Genomic DNA, 24,431 nt, shown 5'->3' with positions numbered 1-24,431 from the left:
TATATAGCTAATAATTTCCTTTACTAGGAATGACATGTCTTACACCACCTCTTGGGTTTTCCATGTCTCCTTTGTAGCGTGGAATTAAATGGCAATGAAAATGAAATACTGTTTGACCTGCATATTCTCCACAATTCATTCCGATATTAAAGCCATCTGGAACATAGTCCTTTATAATTATTTCTTTTGCATTGTTTATTGCTATTGGTAAAGCCAATTTTTCTTCTTCAGTTAGAGCAAAATAGTCGCTTCGTACTTCATTTGATATGATTAAAAGATGGCCTGGATTAACTGGAAATCCATCATAGATCATAAAGAAATAATCGTCTCTGTAGATTATAAGTTCTTGTGCAATTTTTGTAAAATCTTTCATTAGAAAAGTGGCTCGTGTTCAACTTTTGGAATCCATTTCTGAATGGATAAATTTAATGATAAATCATATTGTTTTTGCAAAAAGTTACGTCTTTGCTGCGGGGTATTACCTGTTTGGTTTACGATGGTTTCACCTAAAGGATGTTTACTGGCTATATAAAAGTCATTTCTTTTATATATTCTTTCTAGGTATTTCAACTCCGGAATTTTTGCACTTTTATCCAAGTTGACAAGCTTATCTGCTAAAACTAAGTTCCAAATACCATTAACATTTGAACCCGATTGATGTATACTAATCTTGTGTACATGTGGAAAGAAATGATTTACAGCACAAAGGTTTTCATCACCCGTAACAATGGAAATATCCTGAAATGAATAGAAACATTTACCTTTTTGATATCCATTCAAAGAGGCTCTGGCTGTTGTTATATCCTTCCTTTTCATAAAATCATGTTCTATGAAAAGAGTTTGTAAATTATCATCAATTTTAACCTCTAGAAGATTCGGATTGATCTGTAAATTCCATGCTGTCTCTACTAAATTCCATCTTGCATCAACTTCTTTATTTAAATTCAAGAATTGGTAGCTTTCTTTTAAGCGTAATAAATCATCCGTGATTATTATATTTTTTGAATTTCCATTATAATCCTTATGGTAGAACTTATTTGGAATGATTCCTCCATTTACATTTTGAAATGCATCTACAACATTATTAAATCCATGCTTTTCGGTAATACTTAAAAGGTTATCATAGGTTATTTCTTCCTTATTATATTTCCTGCATGCTTCCAAAAATGTACTTGAATTAGAATTACTTTGTTTGTCGTTCGTTTTTAGATGTTCTAAAATACTTTGAACGAAAATAGGAGATAATTCTTTGATTGATATTGAATTTGATTCTTTTGAAACTAGTTCTAATAAAGCTTTCCCAAAAGCAAATTTGTAGCTAGCAGAATTCTTTCCAAATAGAATAATTGCTCTCCATTGGGATTCTAAACTAAGGTCGTTTTCTTGGAAATGGATAGACATTTAGAATTTTTTAGTAGCTAAACTTATTAAATGAATTCTTATTGTCTGAAAATTAATATCATTATTTTAGTTTTAAATCCTTAGTAATTGTCAAGTTATTTTTATAGTTTATTACACATTAGGAAATTATTTTTTAATTAATTCTAACTTTAAACACTAAATTCTTTGTAATTAAGAGACTTAAAAATCTGTTGAGATAGGAATCAAAAAAATGTTATTTTTGTTACCTATGGTGGATGAGAAAAATAGTAATTTATTACCCTCAGAGTATGCAGATGAGTTGGGAAAGAAGTATACAGAGACAGTGGAAAAGGAACACAAAAAGAAGTTGGGTCAATACTTTACGCCTCGAGAAATTGCTATTTATCTGGCTACTTTTTATAAACTACCTACAGATAAGACATCATTGCGAATTCTCGACCCCGGTTGTGGACTTGGAGTACTTTCTTGTGGCTTGTGTGAATATGTTGCTTTAGAGAGTTCGATTAGGGAGATTCATTTAGATGTATTTGAAATGGATTTGAAGTTAATTGAAATGACAAAAGATGTGCTTAATTATTTGCAAGAATGGTTACAACACAAAGGTGTACAATTCAATTATCATGTATGCGTTAATGATTTTGTCCTACATAATACTTCCATATTACAAGGTGGAACGCCTCCTGATACTTACGATGTAGCAATTTCCAACCCTCCATATTTTAAGATTTCGAAGGAAGATCCGTTACGGAAATTAACTAAATCCATTTTACATGGTCAACAAAATATTTATAGTATTTTTGTTTTTTTGATGGTCAGATTGCTAAGAGATAATGGTAGAATTATTTTTATTTCTCCACGAAGCTTTACTTCTGGAGGTTATTTTAAAACGTTTAGAGATTTCATTTTTACAGAATTGAAAATTGAAAAAATGCATCTATTCCATTCTAGAAAAAATCTCTTTAAAAGAGACAAAGTGCTACAAGAAAATATTATTGTGAGTGCAAAAAAAAGGGTGACAAATTCGAAATATCAAGCAGATTTATTTTTAGAAATGGACCAAATAGTTGTATGTCAGTCTGCAGGAATGCAAGATATAAATACTAGAACATCTAAAGTGTACTCAATTGCAGATTTGGTAAATCTATCATCTAATCAAAAAATTCTTCATATTCCAATGTCTGATGAAGACGAAGAGGCTATATCTATATTTAAAAAATGGACAAATACTTTTAGCGATATTGGAATAAAAGTATCAACAGGACCTGTTGTATCTTTTCGAGCCAATAATTATATTGTAAAAAATCAAACGGAAAACACTGTACCTCTTATTTGGCTTAATAATGTCAATAAAATGGATTTAAAATGGCCATTGTTCGATATTAATGAGGTTAGACCACAATATTTAGTTCAAGATTGTGATGCTAAGTCTCTTTTTGTCGATAATCAAAATATGGTTATTATAAGAAGATTTAGTTCAAAAGATGATAATAGTAAGTTAATAGCAGCACCATTTTTTAAAAAGGATTTCAAATATAAATGCATTGGCTTGGAAAACCATGTAAATTATATTTATGGTAAAGAAGAGCAATTAAGCATATTTAGTGTTTGGGGTGTCGCAGCATTACTTAATAGTACTCTATTCGACGTATATTTTCGTACATTTAATGGTAATATTAATGTTAGCGCTACAGAACTTAGAGATTTACCTTTGCCAGATATTGATATTATACTAAATTTGGGGAAATCAATTAGCAAAGTAACCAATCTAGACCAGTATAAACTGGATAAAATTGTTAATAAGACTTTTAAAGTAAAAAATAAGAATAATTAGTAATGAGTATTGAATCTCGTCTGGACGAATGTGAAATCATTTTAACAGATTTGGGTCTACCTGAGTCTGTTTGTAAAAGAAAAGTCGCTAAACTAACCTTTCTTGCGCTTTGTAATATCAAGCCTGATTCTGAATGGCTGTATGCTACAAAGAAGAGTATGACGTTGAGTAAGGATATCATGAATTTTGTTAATGAATATTATGAAGAAAGGTATGCTACAAACTCTAGAGAGTCTTTTCGTAAACTTGCTTTAAAAATTTTCCTTGATCAAAATATTATTCAATTGAATCCAGATGATTCATCGCTTAAACCAAGTAGTTCTAATACACATTATGCGATTACTGATTTGGTCTTAGACACTGTAAAGCAATTCAATACAAAGAGTTGGTCACAAGCTGTAGGAAATTTTAAGTATAAACAATTTCCTGAAAATGAAAAAAATAATTTTCTTATCAATGGCTTGAAAATCAATAATTTTAAGTCTATTATTGATGCAGATATAGAGTTGGGTCTAATTAATGTATTTATTGGAGAAAATGGTTGCGGAAAATCTAATATACTAGAAGCCGTGGCTTTAATTTCAGCAAGTAAATCAGATGATTTAAATTTTGATGGACTATATAGCAAAGGAGTTCGTATTGCTAGACCAGATTTAATGGTAAGTTCATTTTTAGAGAAAAAACAAAAAGACTCAATTGATTTATTTATCTCTCTGAAAATTAATGAGACCAACATTGAATATAAAATTGAATTAGAACCAAGTGATCCAAACGACATATATACAAAATGGGTAGACAAGAGTCAATCTAATTCTTTAAACACAAAGCTTTCGAAAATAATTGGAGATTATATTAGTAATGATATAGATTTTCAAAAGGGATTTGAAGAGTTTAATGTTTTAATCGATAAACTTAAAATGAATCCAGATGCCTTTAAGTCTACTGATAGCGAACTAATCAATAAAATACTTTCAGAATATGGAATTTTCGATTTAAACACCAAATCTTTGCGTGGAATTGTTCCAGTGGACAGTAGGAAGACGCCATTAGGACTTAATGGTGAAGGCTTAGATTTACTTATTTCCTCACTTAATTCATTTGAAAAGGCAGAGTTACTAAGTTGTGTGGATTTATTTTCTTGGTTAGAAGATATTAAATCTGATAAAAATGAAAAGTATAAGATGGATGGTTTAAAACCTGGGCGTAGTTTATCGACGTTATATTTTTCAGATAGGTTTATGCAGAAGCAGAATAACATTTTATCTGCTGAGAATTCAAACGAGGGCATTCTACATGTATTGTTTTATTTAACTTTATTTATAAGTAATAAAACACCAAATTTTTTTGCTATCGATAATATAGAGACTGCATTGAATCCAAAACTTTGTCAAAAACTTATTAAAATATTGGTAATACTGGCTAAGAAAAGAGGTAAACAAGTGCTTATAACTACCCATAATCCTGCGATTTTAGATGGACTTAATTTAACTGACGATGATCAACGCTTATTTGAAGTTTATAGGACATCAGAAGGAAGTACTCGTATAAGAAGAATAAAATTCAAGTCTGATTTGAGTGACAAAAACCTTAAACTTTCCGAGATGTGGATGAATGGAGCTTTGGGGGCTGTTCCAACGAATTTTTAAAATCAGCTATGAATGATAATACTATTATTGGAGTTATTTCTGAAGGTCCAGCTGATCGAGCGGTTATTACTAATGTTTTAAAATGCACATTAGGTATAGATGATGCTAATATTCGAGCATTATTACCAATTAACAAAACAGATGAAACAGATCGAGCTAGGATTAAGGGTAATGATGAATTTGGAGGTTGGAGTTCAGTTAAGAATGAATGTATAGAGAAAAAGATAATCAATCAGTTTCTAGCAATTGATGGTCAAGATTTTATTATCATCCATTTAGATACTGCTGAAGCCAGTCAATATGGGGTTCTTAGAATTCCCGAAAAAAATGATAATTATGCTGTTAATTTGAGAGAATTAGTTGTGGAAATAATTGATGGTTGGTTAGAAAATCAAGAGGTTATTGATAGTACTTTACATGCAGTCGCTGTGGAAGAGATTGATGCTTGGCTATTAACCATATATGATGTGGGTAAAGATTCGTGCAAATCAACTGATCCCAAAAAAAAACTAGGATTTATTTTAGGTAAAAATCAGATAAATTCCACTTCAGATTATGATAATTATCTTAAATTGAGTAAACCTTTTTCAAAACCAAAAGAGGTTAAAAGAAATAAATTTTCTGATTTTAACGCTAGTCTTAAAGAATTTATTAATGAAGTTATAACGAAAACAAAAAGTTAAGGAATGACTATAGTTGAACAAAATGAATTGCTTCTTAAAGAAATTGAAATAGTTCGTAAAGAGATTAAAACAGATAATTTTAGTATGGCTATCCGGGAACTTGTACAAGTGTATCGTGATGGTGATTTAGAGTTATTTCCTTCATATCAAAGACTTTTCAGATGGGATGATAATCAGAAAACAAGATTTATTGAGTCATTATTAATGGGGATGCCTACACCACCAATATTTATTGCTCAAACCAAAGGTTCCAAATGGACTATTGTTGACGGTTTACAGCGTATGTGTACTGTTTTAGAAACAATGGGACTTCTTAAAAAAAGCAAGCATGAAGAGTCGGTACTAGCACCTTTAAATTTTACTCATACAGAAAAGTTACCCTCAATCGAAGGCTTAAATTGGATTACATTGAATGCCGATGCGCAAAGAATAATCAAAATGTCCAAGTTAGACCTAAAAATTATACTAGTAGAAGATAATGTCCAAGCTCAATATGAGCTATTTAAAAGATTAAATACAGGAGCAGTAGTATTGCAACCTCAGGAAATTAGAAATTGCCTAATTATAATGGTAAATGAAGATTTTTACAATCATATTGAGGACTTAAAGACATTTCCACCATTTGTTAAAGCAATTAATATTTCGGACGCAAAAACAATTGTTGAATTTCCAATGGAGTTAATTTTAAGGTATTTTATATCAAAAAAACAAAATCTAGACTTTTCTGAATATAATATATCAAATGAATTATTGTCTGACTTCATTGATAAGGAGACAATCAAGCTATTAAATGATAAGAATTTTAATATTATTGATGAAATAGCTCTTTTTAAAAGAGTATTTAAATTATTAAATCAATTATTGGGAGAAAAGACATTTAAGAAATATGTAGAGGACAAAGACGAGTTTGAAGGTGCTTTTCTACAGTCAAGTTTTGAAGCTATTTTACCAGGCCTAAGTCATAATATTGAATTTTATGAGAATGAGGGAAAGGTTTTGTTGCTTGATAGAATCAAGAAAATGTACAGTCAACCACAATTTATTCAGGGGGCATTAAGAGGTAAAAAAGCTTTAGTACGGATTAAAGAGTTGAAGGATTTTTCACAGAATTATTTTGCAAATGACAATTGAAAACTTTGAAGACCATTTAATTAATGATTGGCTTTGGAGAAAAAGAGAAATTTCAGAATTAATATTAATAGCTGAGCAGTCAGAAAACTCCGTGATATACAAAAGTTTTCTTCTACTATTGTATGCACATTGGGAAGGATATATAAAGAAAAGCTGTAAAACATATCTTTATTATCTAAGTAAGAGTGAATATAAGTTCTGTGATTTAACTGATAATTTTAAAGCACTATTGGTTAAAGAGATGGGAAAGGTTTTAGATGCTTCAAAGTATTCATTAACAATTGAGAATGAGCTTAGTTTAATTAGTAAACTAAATTCACTTTCCAATTTGAAAATTTCAAAAAAACTAAAAATTAATCTGAATAATGAAAAAGACAAATCCTATATAAATACTCAAGATAATTTAAGTACGAATGTGCTAAAGAATATTCTAAAATTAGTTGGTTTAGAATATAAAGAACAATATGATTTAAAAAAAAGCCTAATCGATATAAAATTTTTAGGTAATCGTAATTCTATAGGACATGGAAGCATAGAAATAGATGAAGAGGATTTTGAATTAGAAATAGTCACAATGAAAAAACTTAGAGATACAGTTGTATTAATATTGGAATCTCTTAGGGACGAATTATTGGAATTCGTAAGAAATGAGTTTTTTCTTAACACAAAAGGTGAAGAACGTGTTGTATGTATGGAAAAATTTAATGAAGAGCTTAGAGTCGGCTTTGCCGAAATAGAATCTAGGTATTCTTAAATACTATCATATTATGTCTACTTACTCCTTTTTTATTAAAATTTATTTAGTTGACTGCCGTTAAAATTATCTTTTGTTGATATATTATTCACTTATTTAGATTATTTATTTCCGGATGTTAAAGGTGTGGTCTTAGCATTAGGGTTTTTAAGTTGATTTTTTAAGTATTTTTCTCTTTAATTGATAGCCTTTGTTTGTAAAAGTTAAGACATTGATCAGCATAGATGTCGAATTCGTAAATTTCTGTTTTTAACTTGTCATGATTTTTTAAGTAATCTCAGGCAAAGTCCCATGCTTCCTCATCGCGTTTTAAGATGATTTCATTTGTTAAATCTATCCTTTTAATCGTTCAAGACAAGTGATGGCCAAATTCATGTAGAATTGTCCAGATGATTTCTTTAGGATTTTGTGTAAATCTTTTTAGTGGAATTCTTATAATGCATTGTCCATTATTATTCTGAAATTCGTGTATAGAGGGACCATTATCATATCTTGCACAAATCTTGCAATTGTTACTTTGAATAGTTGAAAAAATCTCATGAAGTGTAGATCTATATTTTTCAAGGTTGCCTTCAAAACAAAATTAGTTTACTTTTTTTTAGTATCATCCATTATTTTAACGTTTCTATTCTTTTTTTAATTATCTATATAAGCTTTTATGTTATGTAAGAGCTCTTTGTACAAATTCTTTATAATAGCTTTTATAATACGCTATTCTTGTATATAATATATTATTGATAAATCTTATTTACATAGTTTATCTTAGTAAATAAGATCTTTGAACATTAATTCCACCAGCTAATAAGTTTTTTACTAGTCTTCGATCTTTAGATTTCCAAGCACTAATATTTAAAATTTGATTTAATTTAAAACTATTAATTTTGAGTATATAATTGTTTTTTCGCCATAATAAATTACTTTCCCAAAATATCTGTGGATATTACGGTTTGAATAGGTTCTTCTTCAATTTTGGTGAAAGTATGTTAATTAATTACACTTTACGAACTAAACCTTTTTTCTTTTCAAATACAATTCCAACCTTTTCGAGCAAGTTATAGACTTGTGCCTTTTGATATGATAAGCCATATTCTTTATCAATCCATTGAGCCAAAATAGGACCTGTCCACTTTACAGGTTTATATCCATGATCCGAGGGTTTTTCGTTTATGACCAAGTTTTTGATTCTTTCGAGTTGTTCGTTTGATAAATTGCTCCGTCTACCGCGCCCTTTCTTGTCTTTCAATCCTTCAATACCTTCTTTTTCAAATCTATGAACCCAATTTGTTATCTGCTTGAAGCTGATATTATGTAGTTCAGACAGGCGTCTGCTCGAATAACCTAATGCAACAAGATATACCATGTATAGCCTTATACCAACAGTATAAGCATCATTTGTATTTAATAACTTCTTTATCTCTGATGCGTCGGATCGCTGAATTTGTAAGACTGATTTTCCCACTGTAATTTATTTTTTAAAACAACAAATATATAAATTATTATGTGTAATTTAATATTATACTTTTAATTATGATTCCAGAATTTATACTTCCTCACAATTTACAGTTAAAAGCTGAAACAATGTATACCTCTCTAGGAGAGCTTTATATTAGTACGTACGCTTATCAAAAACACTCAACATGTCCTATTTGTGGCATTACGAGTAAACGGGTTCATAGTAGATATTTCCGAACTCTTTTAGACCTTCCTGTTTCCGGATATATAGTAAAAGTCAAGCTCAGGGCTAGGAAGTATTTTTGTGATAATTCAATCTGTCATCGAAAGGTTTTTACTGAACGCTTCGATTGTGAAATCAGACCATATTATAGAAGAATGATTCGTTCAAATGATCTTCTTTTTAAAATGGGACTTGAATTGGGAGGAAATAGAGGTTCAGCAATTAGTCGCTATGTTGGACTGCCGGTTAGCTCCTCCACTATGTTAAGAGTGATTCACGGAGTAGATATACAACCTAAGGCTTTGACATCTGGGGTAATTGGCGTAGATGATTGGGCATTCAAAAAAGGAAGTACCTACGGAACCGTTATTGTTGATTTAGAACGGAAAGAAGTGATAGATTTACTTCCGGATCGTGAATCGGATACACTGGCAGAGTGGCTGAAGAATCATCCAGAAATAAGAGTAGTATCCAGAGATCGCTATGGTCCATATGCTTTGGGTATAAAAACAGGGGCCCCTGATGCCATTCAGGTAGCCGACCGCTTTCACCTAATTATGAACTTAGGGGAAGCAGCTAAAAAAGTCATACAATCAAAAGCAAAAGAATTGAAGGAAATATTTAAACTTTATAATGATCCCAAAAGGAAAGCCCCTACATTAACGGAAGTTAGCGGGCCTGTTGAAGCAAATTTAGAAGTTGTAGCACCAACGATTTCTACAGCAAACATTGGTGCTCATAAACAATATCTATTCGACAAGGTTAAAGAGCTATATGCCAATGGTATTACGCTAAGACAAATTGCCAGAATTACAAAGCTGGATCGAAAAACAGTCGCAAGGTATGTGTCCATGGAAAAACTTGAGAAAAGACAATCCAGAAACTCCACCAATCTGGAATCCTTCATTAATTATCTTTTGAGCGAAGAGAACAACGGAAAAACATATCGAGAACTGCATAACACTATTGTTCAGATGGGGTTCAATGGTAAGTATACCCAGTTTTGCCACAAGATGAATGAAGTTTATAATATGCCTGGGCTTAGGAGAATGAAATATGAGGCGCAGGTGGTGGTAGCAAAAACTTGGTCACCAACCAAATTATCCTTACTGCTCTATAGGGAGTCAAAACACCTTAAGGAAGATGATAAAGAATTTTTAGAATTATTATTTGAAAAGCTTCCTAAAATAAAACAAATGGAGCAGTTGATAAAGGACTTTAAACAATTGTTTCTTATCAAGAAAGACGGAATGTTACAAAAATGGATTCAGGAGGCATCAACATCTGAATGCGGCCTTAAAAATTTTGCTAAAAACCTTTTAAGGGACTATGAAGCAGTGAATAATGCCGTAGTAACAATGGTAAGTAACGGCCAGGTTGAAGGACAAGTGAATCGAATAAAAAATATAAAAAGAAAAATGTACGGAAGGGCAGGATTTCAGCTGTTGAGGAAAATGATACTTGCAAAATCAGCTTAATTCACCAAAATTGAAGAAGAACCCATCCCTACGAAATACCCAATCTGAACTTATTATATCTTTCGACATGGTCATTTGATAGATATTTTTTGTAATATTTTAGCTAGTAATATATTTGAAAAATCATTTTTGAAATTCTTACTGAATTAATTTCTATTGAAGCTTTGGAATTTCGGATTAAAAATTTAATAATTCTGGTATACTCAACTTTAAATTATCAGCTATTTTTTTTAAAAGAGAAATTGATGAATTGGTTTCGGCTTTCTCAATACGTCTTAGTTGTCTACGATCCAATCCACATAGCTTAGCAAAATCATCATATGATTTTCCGCTTTTTACTCTATATGATTCAATGTGCTTCCCCAATTTAATTAAATATTCTTGATCTTTGTATTGTGTATTAGACATATAAGCGAAAATTTATTTGGACATATTTGTCCATATTGTAATTATTTATTATCTTTGAAATAGTTATATAAGCGACAGTTATTTATGTGAGATTTTCTCACTTTTTACGGTGTCACTCATGAAAGAAAACCGTCAAAATTTCCACATGAGACAGCCGTGGGTTCGCCATTTCTATTAGATTTTTATATCTTCGTGATATAGTCTAATAGGGCGAACTTCATGTAGGTCTTTTGTGGAACTATAACTTAGGTTATAGGGGTCTTGACGGTACCGCTTTCAAAAGCATTGAAGTTCGCCCTATTGGTTTTACCTGCCAACAGTGCTTTCCTCTTTACTTCTTGAGTTTCATCGTTTTCCAAATAACCATTTTAAACAAATGATCTATGAGAACGAACAACGGTACCACCAAAATCCATCCTTTGATATTTGATCAAAGTGAGATTTCAATCCAATTTTTGTATAAGAACGTAATTCGCTCGCCTGAATAGCATTTTTTAATAATACAGCTTATAAACAGCCATGGGCATAGCTGTCCAGACTATTGTCTAAACAGTAAAACCTCAGGATTTTAATCCTGAGCTCATTTGTAGCTGTAACCGACTCATTGTACCTTATGGTATTATAAATTAGATTGTATAAGTTATGTAGAATCGGTTTGTGCTTTTTAAGCTTGTCACTCTAAAGATACAACTCTTTTTATATATCTGAAAGATGATTTACGTCATTATCGTTATCTATTTTCCATAGGTGCAAGGTCGGTTTTTCCTGAATTTGATACTCATTTGATGTATTAGTTAATTGAGACAGTAGATATAGCTCTTATACAATGTGGCAGTCTCATTCTAATTGATATTAATAGCCTTTAAAATGAAGAATTTTTAGGGTGATGGGTAAGCTATGTTTTGATTTTTGAGACCTAATTAATAACCAATTTGTATTACTGTGTAGGATATTGTTGTAGGTAATGCCATTGATAGTCTCCAAAAATCATATAATAAATTTAAAAATTATTGACTTTATAAAATTATGATTTACCTAAAAAAGATATTGAAACTTATGTTGAGCGTATTATTGAAGATACCAATATTTCACGTTTTATTAGTGAATATAGAACAAATTCTGCTGTTTATTAAATCAAAATGTGATAGTGATAAGTTAGTTAATAAGAAGGAAATTGAAGCCTATACTAAATATTTAGCCTCTCTAATTTATGAACATCAATTGCGATTGAAGTATGAAAGTGGTCAGTATAAGGAGGCTTTAGACTCGGAAAAGAAATCAAAATATTTTAAAATCATAGCAACAGTCTTAGTTATTTATCTTCTTAAAATAGTTATTACTGTACCTAGAGTTTATAATAAATTTACTTTTAAGCCTTGTACACTCTTTTTATTGTTGACCTTATTTATTACGAATATTCAAGGTCAGGTTGTCGAAAATAAAGAGGTTATTTTTGGTGGTAAAAAGTTGGATGAAGAGAAGTTTAAAAATGTTGATTTAACATTTGATGTATCTTACCACTACCATTTTGAGCCTGAAAATTATAAACATACCCTTAAAATATACCCATGGGCTGATTTAGTTCGCTATCCGCTGATAAGCTACAATTTAAATTATGAAAAAACACCAAATGTTCGAATTGGTGACAGTATACCATTTATTGTTGGGTCTCTACCGTTTCAGTATGTAGATGCGAAAGGTGTGGTAAATATTGGGACATTATCAGATTTTTCAAACAATAAACTTTTGATATTAGATTTTTGGGCGACTTGGTGTGCTCCTTGTGTAAAGTCAATGGATAAGTGGAACGAAATTGTTAAAGAGCTACCTCAAGAGGTGGCTGTTATAGGTGTCATGCTAGACTTTGATTATAAAGCTCAGCAATTTGGGGTACAACGAAATTGGCATTCTCCAATTATGTTTGGACCACAGGCTTATATTTTTAATAGCTTTTTCTTTAGCCAGCAAACAGTAAGCCGAATAGCCTGGGTCAAAGATGGAAAACTAATTACAATAACTGGAACTCAGGGCTATGATATTCAACTCATTAAAGATTTCCTTTCTGGAAATAAAGTGAATTTACCTACGGAATTAGACTGGACTTATTCTGTTCATACCAATTAACTTATGAAGATAAATTTTATTTTTTTATTGCTGCTTCTATCAATTTCTGTAAAGGGGCAAATTACAGGTGTAGTTTATAATGAACAAAATGAACTTATTCCTGGCGTGACCGTGACTTTAAAGAAAGCAAATAGAGTTACTATCACCAATCACATTGGAGCTTTTAATTTTAAAGATATTCCTAGTGGAGATACCTTATTATTTGAACATGTAGGGTATCAAAAGCTACAATTGTTTAAAGGATTAGATATTGGACCTCTAGAAATTATTCTATTAAGAAATGATAGAATGATTCAAGAGGTAGAAATAATTAATACCGGATTTTATCAAATTCCTAAGGAACGTGCAACGGGTGCTTTCGAGGTGATAGATAATAAACTATTGAATAGAGCTATTGGCGGAAATATTTTGCAACGTATGGAAGGAGTGATCTCTGGGGTTCAATTTGTTAATGCAGGAGGCAAGAATGCCTCAGATATACGTGTACGTGGATTAGCAACAATATTATCTGATTCATCACCTTTAATAGTTATAGATAACTTTCCTTACGAGGGTGATATTAATAGCATTAATCCAAATGATATAGAAAATATTTCAATTCTTAAAGATGCAGCAGCAGCTAGTATTTGGGGAGCACGGGCAGGAAATGGGGTAATCGTTATTACTACCAAACAAGGCGGCTATAAACAAAAAGGAAAGTTATCGTTTAACAATAATTATACTGTTGGTATGAAACCTGATTTATTGTATAGCCGCAATCGTTTACCTTCTGATGTTGTAATGCAGATTGAAAAGAATAAATATGATCTTGCAAGTTTTTATCGTGATGACACCCGACAATTTGCTTTTCCGTTATATGTAGAAATGTTAATCGACCTTAATAAAGGTACAATATCAAAAGATGAATTTGATATAAAAGAATCTGAGTTGCGAAATACAGAGGTAAGGGAGGAGGCAATGAATTATTTGTACCAAGAGTCATTGTATAAACAATATGCAATAAATGCAATGGGAGGAGGAGATAGTTTTACCTATTTTATTTCTGCTGGATATGACAGAAATCGAATGGATGTTATAGGTAATAACAACACGCGGTTAAATCTTAATATGCAGAATACATATATGCCCGCTAAAGGATTTGAAATACGTAGTAGTATTTGGTACAGCGAACAAAGTAATTTAAATAATGGGGTAAATATTGATGATATTAAAGGTCACACCACTCACGTTGGTCTTTCTCCTTATACGAAGCTTGCTGACATAAATGGTAATGCCCTTTCTATAATCAAAGATTTACGTTATCCTTATGTTTCGAATGCACAAAATAATGGTTTACTTGACTGGGATTACCGTCCTCTTGAAGATAGAAATTTAGTAAAAAAAACTGGTCGTATGAAGGAGATGCGAGTTAATCTAGGTATAAACTATCAATTCCTAAATTACTTTACTTTCAATGGTTCATATCAGTATATCAAAGGAGATGGAACTAATTCAGTTCAATATGATAAAGATAGTTTTTATGTTAGAGATCTGGTAAATCGTTATACACAAACAAACGGTACTCAGGTAATTCCATACGGTGGTATAGATATGCTCCTAAATCCGAATGAATCGAATACACATTCAGCTAGGATGCAACTAAATTATAACCAGAATTTTGGTCAACATCACCAAGTGGTAGGATTGATAGGAGGCGAGAAACGTGAATTTGTGCAAGAATCTTTACCTGGGTATACGCTCTACAATTATGATCCAGATTTATTAACAGGGACAAATCTATTTTCTTATACTGAATTTTATCCTACACGTCCATCTGGTGGAAGATTGCGAATTCCACAGCCTGATTATGTGAAAAGAAAATTTACTGATCGTTATCTTTCTTATTTCGGAAATTCAAGTTATACCTTTAAAAGAAGATATGTAGCCTCTGCTTCTATACGATGGGATGGTTCAAACCTTTTTGGGGTGAAAACCAATCAAAAAGGAACACCATTATGGTCAATTGGCGGTAGCTGGAACCTTGGAATGGAGGATTGGTTCAATGTATATTCTTTAAATCACTTGCGTCTTAAAGCTACCTATGGTTCTGCCGGTAATGTAAATAAGTCTGTCAGTGCTTACCCCACAATTAGACATTTGGGAATAGATGAATTTAAAAACATGAATTATTCTATTGTAAACAGTATAGGAAACCCTTCGCTACAATGGGAAAAGGTTAATACAGTTAATTTTGGATTAGAGAGCAAATGGTTTCAAAATCGATTATCACTTGAATTAGATTATTATATCAAAAATGCAAATGACTTAATTGGTGCAGAAATACTTCCTCCTAGTACAGGTATTTACATAGGAAGTTCAGCAGAGCGTTCCAATTTAGTGAATTATGCTGATTTACAAACGAAAGGCATAGATGCTCAGTTATCAACCAAAAATTTAACGGGTGATTTTGTATGGAATACAGTTCTACTTCTGAATTTTGCAAAAAATGAAGTAAAAGCTTATAAGGCGAATAATTTACTAAAAGCTTTTGAATACCTTGATGGTAAAACACCTGTAGTTGGGCAAAGTAGGGATATGCTTTTCTCATTGCCGTGGTTTGGCTTAAATCCAGAAAATGGTGACCCTGTGATTTATCAAAATGGAGAGATTAGTCAAGATTATACTAACTATTATAATAACCTAAAATTTAGTGATTTGGTCGCTTCAGGAATGAAAGTTCCTCCATTTTATGGTTCATTGCGTAATGAATTTTCATGGCGTGGATTATCTATATCAGCGTTGTTTACTTTTAAAAGTAATTATGTATTTAGAAGGAAATCATTAGATCCGAGTTCTGTTAATACATCGCACTTGAATTACCATATGGATTATTTTAATCGATGGCAGAAAAAAGGTGATGAATTATGGACCAATGTTCCATCACAATCTACTGTGTACAATGCAGGGAGAGCACAAACATACCTTTCATCAGAGGCTCTAATTACTAAAGGAGATCATATACGATTTCAGGATATTAATATATCCTATTCATTGCATAAAGATATTGTACAAAGACTCAGGTTACAACAGATTCAGTTTTATGCCTATGCACGAAATTTAGGAATAGTTTGGAAGTCAAATAGCAATGCTATTGATCCTGATTATGCAGATTCGGAATATGTTGCTCCAAAGTCATTCGCTTTGGGAATACGGGTTGATTTTTAATTTTAGATTTTACAACTATGAGAAAATATTATATCATTTTAGCAGCTATAATCGGTATTACCATCGGATGTGGCAAAGAATTCTTAGATATTAAACGTGATGCGAACCAAGTTGTACCGAGTAATATTAAAGATTATATGACGATTCTAAATCGTGATATAATGCTTTACACTTCAAGTGATTTACATTTTTTAAGTACAGATGAGTATTTTATAAAAAACGAAGCAGATTTAATAGCGGCTTCTAGATTTTCGCCTTACCATAGAAATGTATACACTTGGGCAGACCGTGTTTATCATGACGATGAGCGAGATATTAGAGATTGGCATGAGGCATATGAAAGAATAATGTATGCTAATTTAGCACTAGATGTTGAAAAAATAAGTCCATCAGATAGTGAAGTAAATCAATGGAATCAAATAAGAATAGCTGCTCGTTTTCACAGAGCATGGAATTTCTACCATCTTGCTCAATCATTTTGTGAAGTTTATGATCCTGTTACAGCTGCAAATAAATTGGGATTGCCACTACGATTAGATTATGATGTTTCAATAGAATATACGCGTGGTAGTTTAAAAGAAGTTTATGACCAAATTCTAAAGGATTTAATTGATGCTGAAAATATCCCTGTAACTTCGCAGGAGAATATTTATCTGCCTGGAATTAGTGCTGTACAAGCTCTCTTAGCAAGAGTATATTTACAAATGGGCGCGTATCCTGAAGCCTTAGCTTACAGCGAAAAAGTGCTTCAAAGAAAAGATTCGTTATTAAATTATAATTCACTTACGGGAAATGTTTCCAGTATATACAGTAGTTTGTTTGAACCCTATGGTAAAAATAATCCATCAATAATTTTATATACCTCCAGACAGGTTGGTGGAATAATGATACCTAATCGAATTATAGCTGATACGATTTTATACAAGTCATTAAGGGATGACGATCTTAGAAAAAGAGTTTATTACTTTTCTCGTCCAGACGGCACTCGCGTATATGTTGGGTCGTACTGTGGTATGGGGGGACTCGAGTATTTTACTGGATTAAGTGTTGAAGAAGTATTACTTACACGGGCAGAGTGTTTTACGAGACTTAATAGGTATGATGAAGCTGTCGCAGATTTAAATAAATTAAAAAGAAATCGATATATCAATTTTATTTCAGAAAACCCTCAAAGTGCTAATCTCTTAGAGATAATATTAGCGGAAAGAGAAAAAGAATTGTATATGCGCGGAAGGCGATGGGAAGATGTACGTAGATTAAACCATGAAGGTGTTTATGTCACTTCATTTAGACGAAAAGTAGGTGATGAGAGTTTCATATTAGAGAAAGGTAGCGCTAAATGGAAATGGCCAATCCCAGAAAATGAAATTACCAATAACCAACTACAACAAAACGATAGATGATTAAAAGGGAGGTGTTAACCTCCCTTTATCATGTACTAACCCTATATGAGTTTGTTAATAATATTAATCTTGTTTTTGTCTCTGAACACTTGTGTCTATATTAAGAGCGTTTGCGTCAGAAATTGTTGCAGGGATAGGTGCTCCTTGTAAATCCATTTGTACAGCACAAATTTCACCAGGGGAGGTGTTACATTCTGCTCCAGGTGTTGAACCTGGCGTACTTCCAGGAAAAAGTCCTAGAATATGCTGATTTTTTTCAGGATCAGGATCACTTCCAGATACGCTTACTTCGTACCATTGTGGTGCTAGAGAAATTTTACTTTCTGTCCATGATATTGTAATTAATGCAACTGCAACCAAAATTGTTAAAGCTCCTGTGTTCAAATTTTTAAATATGTTTTTCATAAAATAAATTTAAAATATGTTAGCATGTTTTGATTTCATCAGGTCCATCGCATGACCTGCTCATTGACATTCTAAAGGCTAATGCCAATTTGAGAGTCCGTTAAAACAGCTATAGCCTAATAGCTGCCTCGGTAATAAATTCATATTGAGATGTTATCCTCCTTTCTGCAGATTCTGTAAGCGACGTCATCTTGCAGTCTGCTTTTATGGGTCAATACCAATGCTATTACACCTATTAAAATAAATAGTATGTTAAAAAATATATGTTCTAAATGTCCCATATTGCTCAGAATACCACCACAAGCACACGGAATTTTACCAAATGCTTTACTTACAGCCAAAAATAGATAGCCCGTAAAAAAAGTGAGTAAAAAGATTGATAATTTTATGCCGCGTAGTAAAGTATTTCGATTTATAAGGAGTAATACAATAAAAAATTCTATAACTGGAACCAACCAAAAAAGTATATCAGCTATCCAATTTGCAAAAGGTTGTAAATGCATTTCACGTTTACTAATCTCCCAATTCCACAACTTAATTGTTGCGGAATAACCCCACAAAATAATATAACTGTATTGTGCTATATACAATATGTATTTTCTTCTATTCATAAGGGTGTTGTTTTTTTACTATTGTTACTATTTCAAATTTGAGGAAGGATTTTTATAGATAATTAATCCTTGCGGATTCAATTATCTTGTATGTTTACCTGTAAGTAGAAAAAAGGATACTCTTCGGATGGTACTTCTAGATATACCTAATAAATCTTGCTGTTCAGTTTGGCTCAATAAGTTCACTAATTCAGGTAGATTATTTGTAAAACGTATATAGGCAGTTTGTGGATCATGTACAGCATCTACTTGCCGAAGTCTGCCTAATTGTCGTTTCTTTTTATTCAACATGGCTGAAAGCAAAACTGCTAAACTATAATCCTCCCGTATAAAATTTTTAATTTTTTCATAACTGAATATAAGTACCTGACTCGGTCTTAAGGCAATTATTTGTCCAGGACCTTGCGTATTCGAATAGAGATGGTCCGTAGTCATCATCGACATTAAGGGTAGGCCAATAGAGAGTATTGTTCGTTTTTCCTTTCCTGTTTTTTTGTCAATATAATAATCAACGTGTCCAAGAAGACCTTTACATACATAAAATAGTTTTTTATTACCCCAATTCGAATCATAAATACAGTTTCCTCGAATATAAGTTGAGAAGCTACTATGTTGGTATAGCCATGTTTTATGATAAGGTTGTATCGCTATGAATCGTGACCAGTGGTTTAATAAAAGATCTATTGATGCGCGATGTGTTTTGCTCAGTCTATTCATAATTAATACATTAATTGTTTGCTTAGTTTATAGGTTTTACAACACTAACAAAAGAATAGTAATACTTCAAATTCAATCGTATAAAGCAGTTTTTAAGGCGCGAACTGCATTATTATGGCGTGAAAGAAATGAATTGTTGATAAAATATGGATTAATTAAGTGTCAATATCTCAAATCAATTAAGTTGTCGTATACGCTTTATTTGAGACTTTGTACGATTTTATTCGTTAGCAATTAAAATGTTCACAAGTTTTGAACTGTTGAATTCAGCATGATTAACTAATGTAAGCTCTAAAGAGTAGGTACCACCTTGAGAGTATACGATTTTTTAATACTAAACTTAAATAAGATGAAAAATCTTCGAAACATGATGAACAAAAAGCAGGACCTTCAATATTCAGAAATTCTAAGTTGGGATAAAATTGTACCCTTATTAGGTGATACCAACACACCTCCAAAAGAGCGGTGTCCAATATTTACATTTTAATTTGCTAGGGAAGATTTAGCAAAATCTTCCCTAAATCCTACTAACATAACTAATTAAGCTATACCTGTTAATTATATTAATGGTTGCGATAACGTCTTTATATCAACCTAATTTATACTTATACCCCTATGAAATACATGAATTACGATTGGCCAAAGGCTATATTCAGTGCACATTTGCATCATTTTTTACCACATATATCATGGAGGAATCATGAGGATATCTATGATAAATTTTTAAAGTTCCATAAACCTAGATTACATACCGAATTTCGAATAGAGGACAATGTTGAGAAAGATTATCTCCTAAATTTAGCACCTAGTATACTTTGTATTTTTCATTTGGGTTTCCATTTTGAAACAGTCTTAGCACTAGGAGAAATAGGGTTAAATTTTGATATCTTGTTAGATAGAGACGTATATGATATAAACCAGACTTTATTCTTAGATATGCAATCCAAACTTAATAATTCTAGTCATGTACATAATTTTCTGTTTAGTGATGACAGGACAGTTCTTTTAAAAATAAAATCAGCGATAAAAGAAGGAAGGCATGTAGTCATTTTTGCAGATGGGAATTCTGGTGCAAACGTTAATAATAACCAATTTATTAAAGTTCATTTTCTAAATGATTGTTTATTGGTTCGTAAAGGAATACCTATGATAAGTCATATCTTAGGTGTTTGCATTATTCCATTAGTTCTTGAAAAAAGAAACGAAAATTTTGCATTTAGCATAGGAAATATAATAAATCCCAAGCATTGTGATAACAGATTGGAATTCGTTAAAATTGGAATGCAACAACTTTATGATTTTCTCACAACTCAAATTGAGTTTTCACCATGGAAATGGGAATGTTGGAAATACATGCATAAAAATGGTAGTTTTAATCCTGGGCAAGTAGGAAAGGGATTAAAGATTTCAATAAACACTTCAGAGCTTGAAAATGAAGCTCTTGTTGCAGTTGAGTTTCAAGAAAAGCAAGTTGTTTTTAATCGAGCGAACTATATGTTGTATATGTAAAACATTTTTGATTCTAGCGAAAAAAGGGTTAATTTTAGTAACCATCTACTAGAATCCAATAATGAATAGCCTTAAATTATACACTGTAATTACAGCTATATTCTGGATCGTTGTACTTTATACAGCGTTAGTAGTCGTTAATAAATCATACGCAAATGAAGTTGTTCCATATAAACATGTGGTTGCTGTAGGTGCATTATATACTATATATTATTGTTTTAACGTTTTATTTCTTTACTGGGGTCTTTCAAAAAAGTGGTTATTTCGAATAATTGCTGGGCTAGGGTTTTTCATACTTTTTTGTACACTTTTTCCATTTATGTATTATATTATACAGGAAGTCATGCCTCGTTTGGACTTACAACTTTTTAGTGATGATGTACCTTACGATAAAGTTTATTTTCAACGGCGGTTAATAAGTGCATATGCTTTTGTATTGATTTCGGCGCTATTAACTGTAAGTATTGCACTATTTATCTATAGACGTAGAATCTACAAGTTGCAAATTTCTGAATTGATAAAATTACAAGAAAAATTAGTTAGTAAGGATATCAAAACTCATTTTCTTAAAAACCTATTAAGCACAAATTTTGGTATTATATTGCTGCAATCTAAACCTGAACAGAAAAAGAATATCCAAAATACCATCGGATTACTTGCTTATTTCATGCGAATAGAAAGTGAGACTGAATATTTAGTATCCATAGATGATGAGGTCAATGAGTTGAAGAGATTCATTGGTCTTTTAAAGCAGTATTATGGGGAAATGACAGTGAAATTGATTGGTGAATATCCTAAAGGAAGTTATTTAATTCCATTGGGAATACTTCTATTACCACTTGAAAATATTCTTAAATATGCAAAAATAAGTAATAACAGTCCAATTCATATTGCAATACAACTTAGACAAAATGAATGTCTTTTTACTTTTAAAAGTATGATTGATAATTATAAGGTTAACAGCTATAAAAGTAGTGGTACAGGTATAAAAAATATGAACAAAATAATTGAGATGCTTCAATTGAATATTGAAATCAATACCCATAAAGAGAATGAAATATTTGTGTTTAATATTAATTTAAAACACATTTAAAATGAGAAAATCAATGTATACAGTTGGTATAGTGGATGATCAATTGTCTAGCACAACATATTTAAAATTAGCACTTCAAGAATTTCCTTTCTTGAATGTTATGTATGAACAAGACAATCCTCTGCAAGCATTAGAATATTTGCGTACACATAAATTGGATATACTTTTTCTTGATATGGATATGCCTCAGATAAATGGAGAAACAATGGTTAGTATGCTTAAGAGTCCCCCTGTTATCGCTATTTGTTCCAATTATGATAATTATGGTTATGTAGTCTCACGAATTCAAGCAAGAGGTTATATATCAAAAATGCCGAGTTTTGAGTTATTAGAGCGACTTGTTTGGGATTTATTAGCAGAAGTTGATCGACGTGAAGAAAGTAATAGTAAACCAAAAGTCCTAATGATTATGGATATAAACAATAGAGAACAGGCATTGCATGTGAATGAACTCCTCTTTATATCTTGTGATGATAAATTGCTAACTATAGTTACTGAAAGGAAAACATATACTGTACGTATGTCGCTTTCTGCACTGATTAGATTGTTACCAATTGATGGATTTTGTCAGGTTCATCGTAGTTATGTAGTGTCCTTAGCTGCTGTAATTGCACGTACGAGTACTGAATTAATAATTGGTGGAAACGATACTGTAATACCATTGGGAAGAATATATAAAGAAAACTTTCAAAAAGCAATAATGACTTTTGAGATGCAAAAAAGACGATGATGATAAAAATATATATTAAACACCTAAAAAATAGTTACATATATCTTCAGTGATTTTTTTATACTATTAATCTACCCACTCATCAACCTATATCTTTTAAATTTATGAACTCTTCACAAATAGAATCTTTATATGAAGGAATGCTTAATGAGTTACGTCTACTAAATAATCCTCAAATAAATACTATAATTGATTTACCAAACTCACTAAAGATTACAACCAATACATTAACTCAACTTCGAAATATACTATATTCAATATCTTTTGAAAATGATAAAGCAGAAATTTTTTTCTTTAAATATATTAAGCCAAAATTTCAAAGCTGGCATATATATATCATTAAATTGCATCATATCATTGAACTTATACCTAACAGTACTGATAGCGTTATTAAGAAATATTACTTGCATGAATTGAAAGTTATCAATAGATTTTTTAGAAGATATGCTTTTTATTACCAATATTATTTAGCCAATGAAAATAGTAAAGATGCTGAATACTTCTTAAGTCGCAATTTGAAAGATTTACCATCAGAATTGAATTTAATAGCTAAAATAGATAGATTTTCAAGTAGTTTAGATTTTCTATTTGCTAAGTTTAAAGCCTATGAAATGTTACGAGACTGTTTAGTGCGTAAAGTGAAAAGTTTGGAGAAAAATAAAGATATTGAATTATTGGAGAAAGAACTTGCATATCAACGAAGGTGGTGGTCGGGAAATAAAATAGAATTGGTGGAGTTAGCATATGGCTTGTATCATTCCAAAAGAATAAACGGAGGAAAAGCTGAACTTGGTGAAATTATTTCTTGGTTAGAAAGTAGTTTAAACACAGATTTGGGACAATCTTATCGCATGTTCATCGATATAAGTAGACGTAAACTAGTAAGCCATACAAAGTTCTTGGATGAAATGAAAGTTTGTTTAGTCTCTCATATTCATAATAGTTTTACTGGAAAGTCTAATAGAGATAAAGTATAATTGCATAATATATATTTATTACAATGGGTTATTTATTTAATGATGCATAAGTTGTTTTTCAAGATTTTTAATCGACTGTTGTATTTAAAGACACCTTAATTAATCTACGAAATAAACTGCATCATGAGGAAATGACTGTTCTTGATAATCTGAACAAGCGTTAAAGTATTAATACGGTTAGACTAGGTGTGCAAGACAAGAAAATATGACGAAAACTACATGATTTATTGTCTCAATAATACACAATATTATAAGATATTATTACGTTGTGGGTCTGTGGGGTAACTAAAAAATTAGAAATTTAGTATTTAATTTATTGATAGTCTGATAGTAAGTCAGTTGTATTTGATGATTCAATAACGAAATTTGCGACTAGGTGAAAACTCATCAAATACTGATAATATTCCTTTGTATTCCACAACTAAATTTTCACTCAAACAGACACTTTCTCTCTGATTTTCTAAACCAGGGTTTAAGTGAATTGAAAAAGCATAACCAGGCTTTTCCATGAATTCCTTTTTATCAACTTGGCATAAGACTAGATTTTCTTCCAATAGTTTTGAATCTTTCTTATCAATAGCAGACCAATATGCTGAAAACTTTCTTCCATTATTCTGAGATTCCATTGTAACCCTCCCGATTTTCGGACTGGCATCCAGGCGAGTTTTC

The 24,431-nt window shown here is 31.3% G+C and carries 21 protein-coding genes; 13 read left to right on the top strand and 8 right to left on the bottom strand.

Annotated features, from left to right (window positions below; genetic code table 11):
• Positions 1-7: 7 nt before the first annotated feature.
• Together G5B32_RS06245 and G5B32_RS06240 are read right to left on the bottom strand one after the other, a co-directional pair.
• Positions 8-373, bottom strand: a complete 366-nt coding sequence (locus G5B32_RS06245) for an HIT family protein (protein ID WP_165290688.1) — start codon at positions 371-373, stop codon at positions 8-10.
• The gene (locus tag G5B32_RS06240) at positions 373-1,401 is read right to left on the bottom strand and encodes an HNH endonuclease domain-containing protein (RefSeq protein WP_165290687.1); all 1,029 of its coding nucleotides are present in this window, start codon (positions 1,399-1,401) and stop codon (positions 373-375) included. The genes G5B32_RS06245 and G5B32_RS06240 overlap by 1 nt, the downstream gene beginning before the upstream one ends.
• Positions 1,402-1,630: 229 nt before the next feature.
• Here G5B32_RS06240 and G5B32_RS06235 point away from each other — a divergent pair, with 229 nt between their 5' ends.
• The 5 genes from G5B32_RS06235 to G5B32_RS06215 are packed head-to-tail and all read left to right on the top strand — an operon-like array spanning position 1,631 to position 7,428.
• On the top strand, positions 1,631-3,214 hold the full coding sequence (locus G5B32_RS06235) for an Eco57I restriction-modification methylase domain-containing protein (protein ID WP_165290686.1): 1,584 nt from the start codon (positions 1,631-1,633) through the stop codon (positions 3,212-3,214).
• A gap of 2 nt (positions 3,215-3,216) precedes the next feature.
• A complete protein-coding gene (locus G5B32_RS06230; RefSeq protein ID WP_165290685.1) occupies positions 3,217-4,860 on the top strand; it encodes an AAA family ATPase in 1,644 nt (547 codons plus the stop codon).
• A gap of 8 nt (positions 4,861-4,868) precedes the next feature.
• Positions 4,869-5,543: a hypothetical protein gene (locus G5B32_RS06225; RefSeq protein ID WP_165290684.1), complete on the top strand. Its 675-nt coding sequence runs from the start codon at positions 4,869-4,871 to the stop codon at positions 5,541-5,543.
• A 3-nt stretch (positions 5,544-5,546) separates the two neighbouring features.
• On the top strand, positions 5,547-6,674 hold the full coding sequence (locus tag G5B32_RS06220; RefSeq protein WP_206366807.1) for a DUF262 domain-containing protein: 1,128 nt from the start codon (positions 5,547-5,549) through the stop codon (positions 6,672-6,674).
• The gene (locus G5B32_RS06215) at positions 6,664-7,428 is read left to right on the top strand and encodes an MAE_28990/MAE_18760 family HEPN-like nuclease (protein ID WP_165290683.1); all 765 of its coding nucleotides are present in this window, start codon (positions 6,664-6,666) and stop codon (positions 7,426-7,428) included. The genes G5B32_RS06220 and G5B32_RS06215 overlap by 11 nt, the downstream gene beginning before the upstream one ends.
• A gap of 991 nt (positions 7,429-8,419) precedes the next feature.
• On the opposite strand, the gene G5B32_RS06210 is transcribed toward G5B32_RS06215, so the two are convergent.
• Positions 8,420-8,887 carry a helix-turn-helix domain-containing protein gene (locus G5B32_RS06210; RefSeq protein ID WP_410528461.1) on the bottom strand — a complete coding sequence of 156 codons (468 nt, stop codon included), beginning with the start codon at positions 8,885-8,887 and terminating at the stop codon, positions 8,420-8,422.
• Positions 8,888-8,955: 68 nt separating this feature from the next.
• Here G5B32_RS06210 and G5B32_RS06205 point away from each other — a divergent pair, with 68 nt between their 5' ends.
• On the top strand, positions 8,956-10,581 hold the full coding sequence (locus G5B32_RS06205; protein WP_165290681.1) for an ISL3 family transposase: 1,626 nt from the start codon (positions 8,956-8,958) through the stop codon (positions 10,579-10,581).
• A 177-nt stretch (positions 10,582-10,758) separates the two neighbouring features.
• On the opposite strand, the gene G5B32_RS06200 is transcribed toward G5B32_RS06205, so the two are convergent.
• A complete protein-coding gene (locus tag G5B32_RS06200) occupies positions 10,759-10,989 on the bottom strand; it encodes a helix-turn-helix transcriptional regulator (protein ID WP_165290680.1) in 231 nt (76 codons plus the stop codon).
• Positions 10,990-12,045: 1,056 nt separating this feature from the next.
• Here G5B32_RS06200 and G5B32_RS06195 point away from each other — a divergent pair.
• The 3 genes from G5B32_RS06195 to G5B32_RS06185 are packed head-to-tail and all read left to right on the top strand — an operon-like array spanning position 12,046 to position 17,720.
• Positions 12,046-13,113: a TlpA family protein disulfide reductase gene (locus G5B32_RS06195; RefSeq protein WP_165290679.1), complete on the top strand. Its 1,068-nt coding sequence runs from the start codon at positions 12,046-12,048 to the stop codon at positions 13,111-13,113.
• Between the two features lie 3 nt (positions 13,114-13,116).
• A complete protein-coding gene (locus G5B32_RS06190; RefSeq protein WP_165290678.1) occupies positions 13,117-16,317 on the top strand; it encodes a SusC/RagA family TonB-linked outer membrane protein in 3,201 nt (1,066 codons plus the stop codon).
• Positions 16,318-16,334: 17 nt separating this feature from the next.
• A complete protein-coding gene (locus tag G5B32_RS06185; RefSeq protein WP_165290677.1) occupies positions 16,335-17,720 on the top strand; it encodes a RagB/SusD family nutrient uptake outer membrane protein in 1,386 nt (461 codons plus the stop codon).
• 63 nt (positions 17,721-17,783) lie between these two features.
• On the opposite strand, the gene G5B32_RS06180 is transcribed toward G5B32_RS06185, so the two are convergent.
• The 3 genes from G5B32_RS06180 to G5B32_RS06170 form a co-directional block, all read right to left on the bottom strand.
• The gene (locus G5B32_RS06180) at positions 17,784-18,125 is read right to left on the bottom strand and encodes a hypothetical protein (RefSeq protein WP_165290676.1); all 342 of its coding nucleotides are present in this window, start codon (positions 18,123-18,125) and stop codon (positions 17,784-17,786) included.
• A gap of 140 nt (positions 18,126-18,265) precedes the next feature.
• Entirely contained in the window at positions 18,266-18,736 is a 471-nt protein-coding gene (locus tag G5B32_RS06175; RefSeq protein ID WP_165290675.1) for a MauE/DoxX family redox-associated membrane protein, read from the bottom strand.
• Positions 18,737-18,817: 81 nt separating this feature from the next.
• Positions 18,818-19,453, bottom strand: coding sequence for a hypothetical protein (locus G5B32_RS06170; protein WP_165290674.1), 636 nt, complete (start codon positions 19,451-19,453; stop codon positions 18,818-18,820).
• A 615-nt stretch (positions 19,454-20,068) separates the two neighbouring features.
• Here G5B32_RS06170 and G5B32_RS06165 point away from each other — a divergent pair.
• The 4 genes from G5B32_RS06165 (at position 20,069) to G5B32_RS06150 (ending at position 23,762) form a co-directional block, all read left to right on the top strand.
• Positions 20,069-20,962, top strand: coding sequence for a hypothetical protein (locus tag G5B32_RS06165; protein WP_165290673.1), 894 nt, complete (start codon positions 20,069-20,071; stop codon positions 20,960-20,962).
• Positions 20,963-21,023: 61 nt separating this feature from the next.
• On the top strand, positions 21,024-22,055 hold the full coding sequence (locus G5B32_RS06160; RefSeq protein ID WP_165290672.1) for a hypothetical protein: 1,032 nt from the start codon (positions 21,024-21,026) through the stop codon (positions 22,053-22,055).
• Between the two features lies 1 nt (position 22,056).
• Positions 22,057-22,785, top strand: a complete 729-nt coding sequence (locus G5B32_RS06155; RefSeq protein ID WP_165290671.1) for a LytR/AlgR family response regulator transcription factor — start codon at positions 22,057-22,059, stop codon at positions 22,783-22,785.
• Between the two features lie 104 nt (positions 22,786-22,889).
• Entirely contained in the window at positions 22,890-23,762 is an 873-nt protein-coding gene (locus G5B32_RS06150; RefSeq protein WP_165290670.1) for an RteC domain-containing protein, read from the top strand.
• Between the two features lie 353 nt (positions 23,763-24,115).
• Here G5B32_RS06150 and G5B32_RS06145 read toward each other — a convergent pair.
• The coding region (locus G5B32_RS06145; RefSeq protein WP_206366806.1) for a hypothetical protein at positions 24,116-24,431 on the bottom strand (316 nt) is incomplete at its 5' end.

Origin of the sequence: Sphingobacterium sp. SGL-16, assembly GCF_011043515.1 — a bacterium.
Taxonomy (GTDB): domain Bacteria; phylum Bacteroidota; class Bacteroidia; order Sphingobacteriales; family Sphingobacteriaceae; genus Sphingobacterium; species Sphingobacterium litopenaei.
The sequence above is the reverse complement of the archived record's forward strand: the minus strand, read 5'-3'. Positions and strand labels throughout refer to the sequence as shown.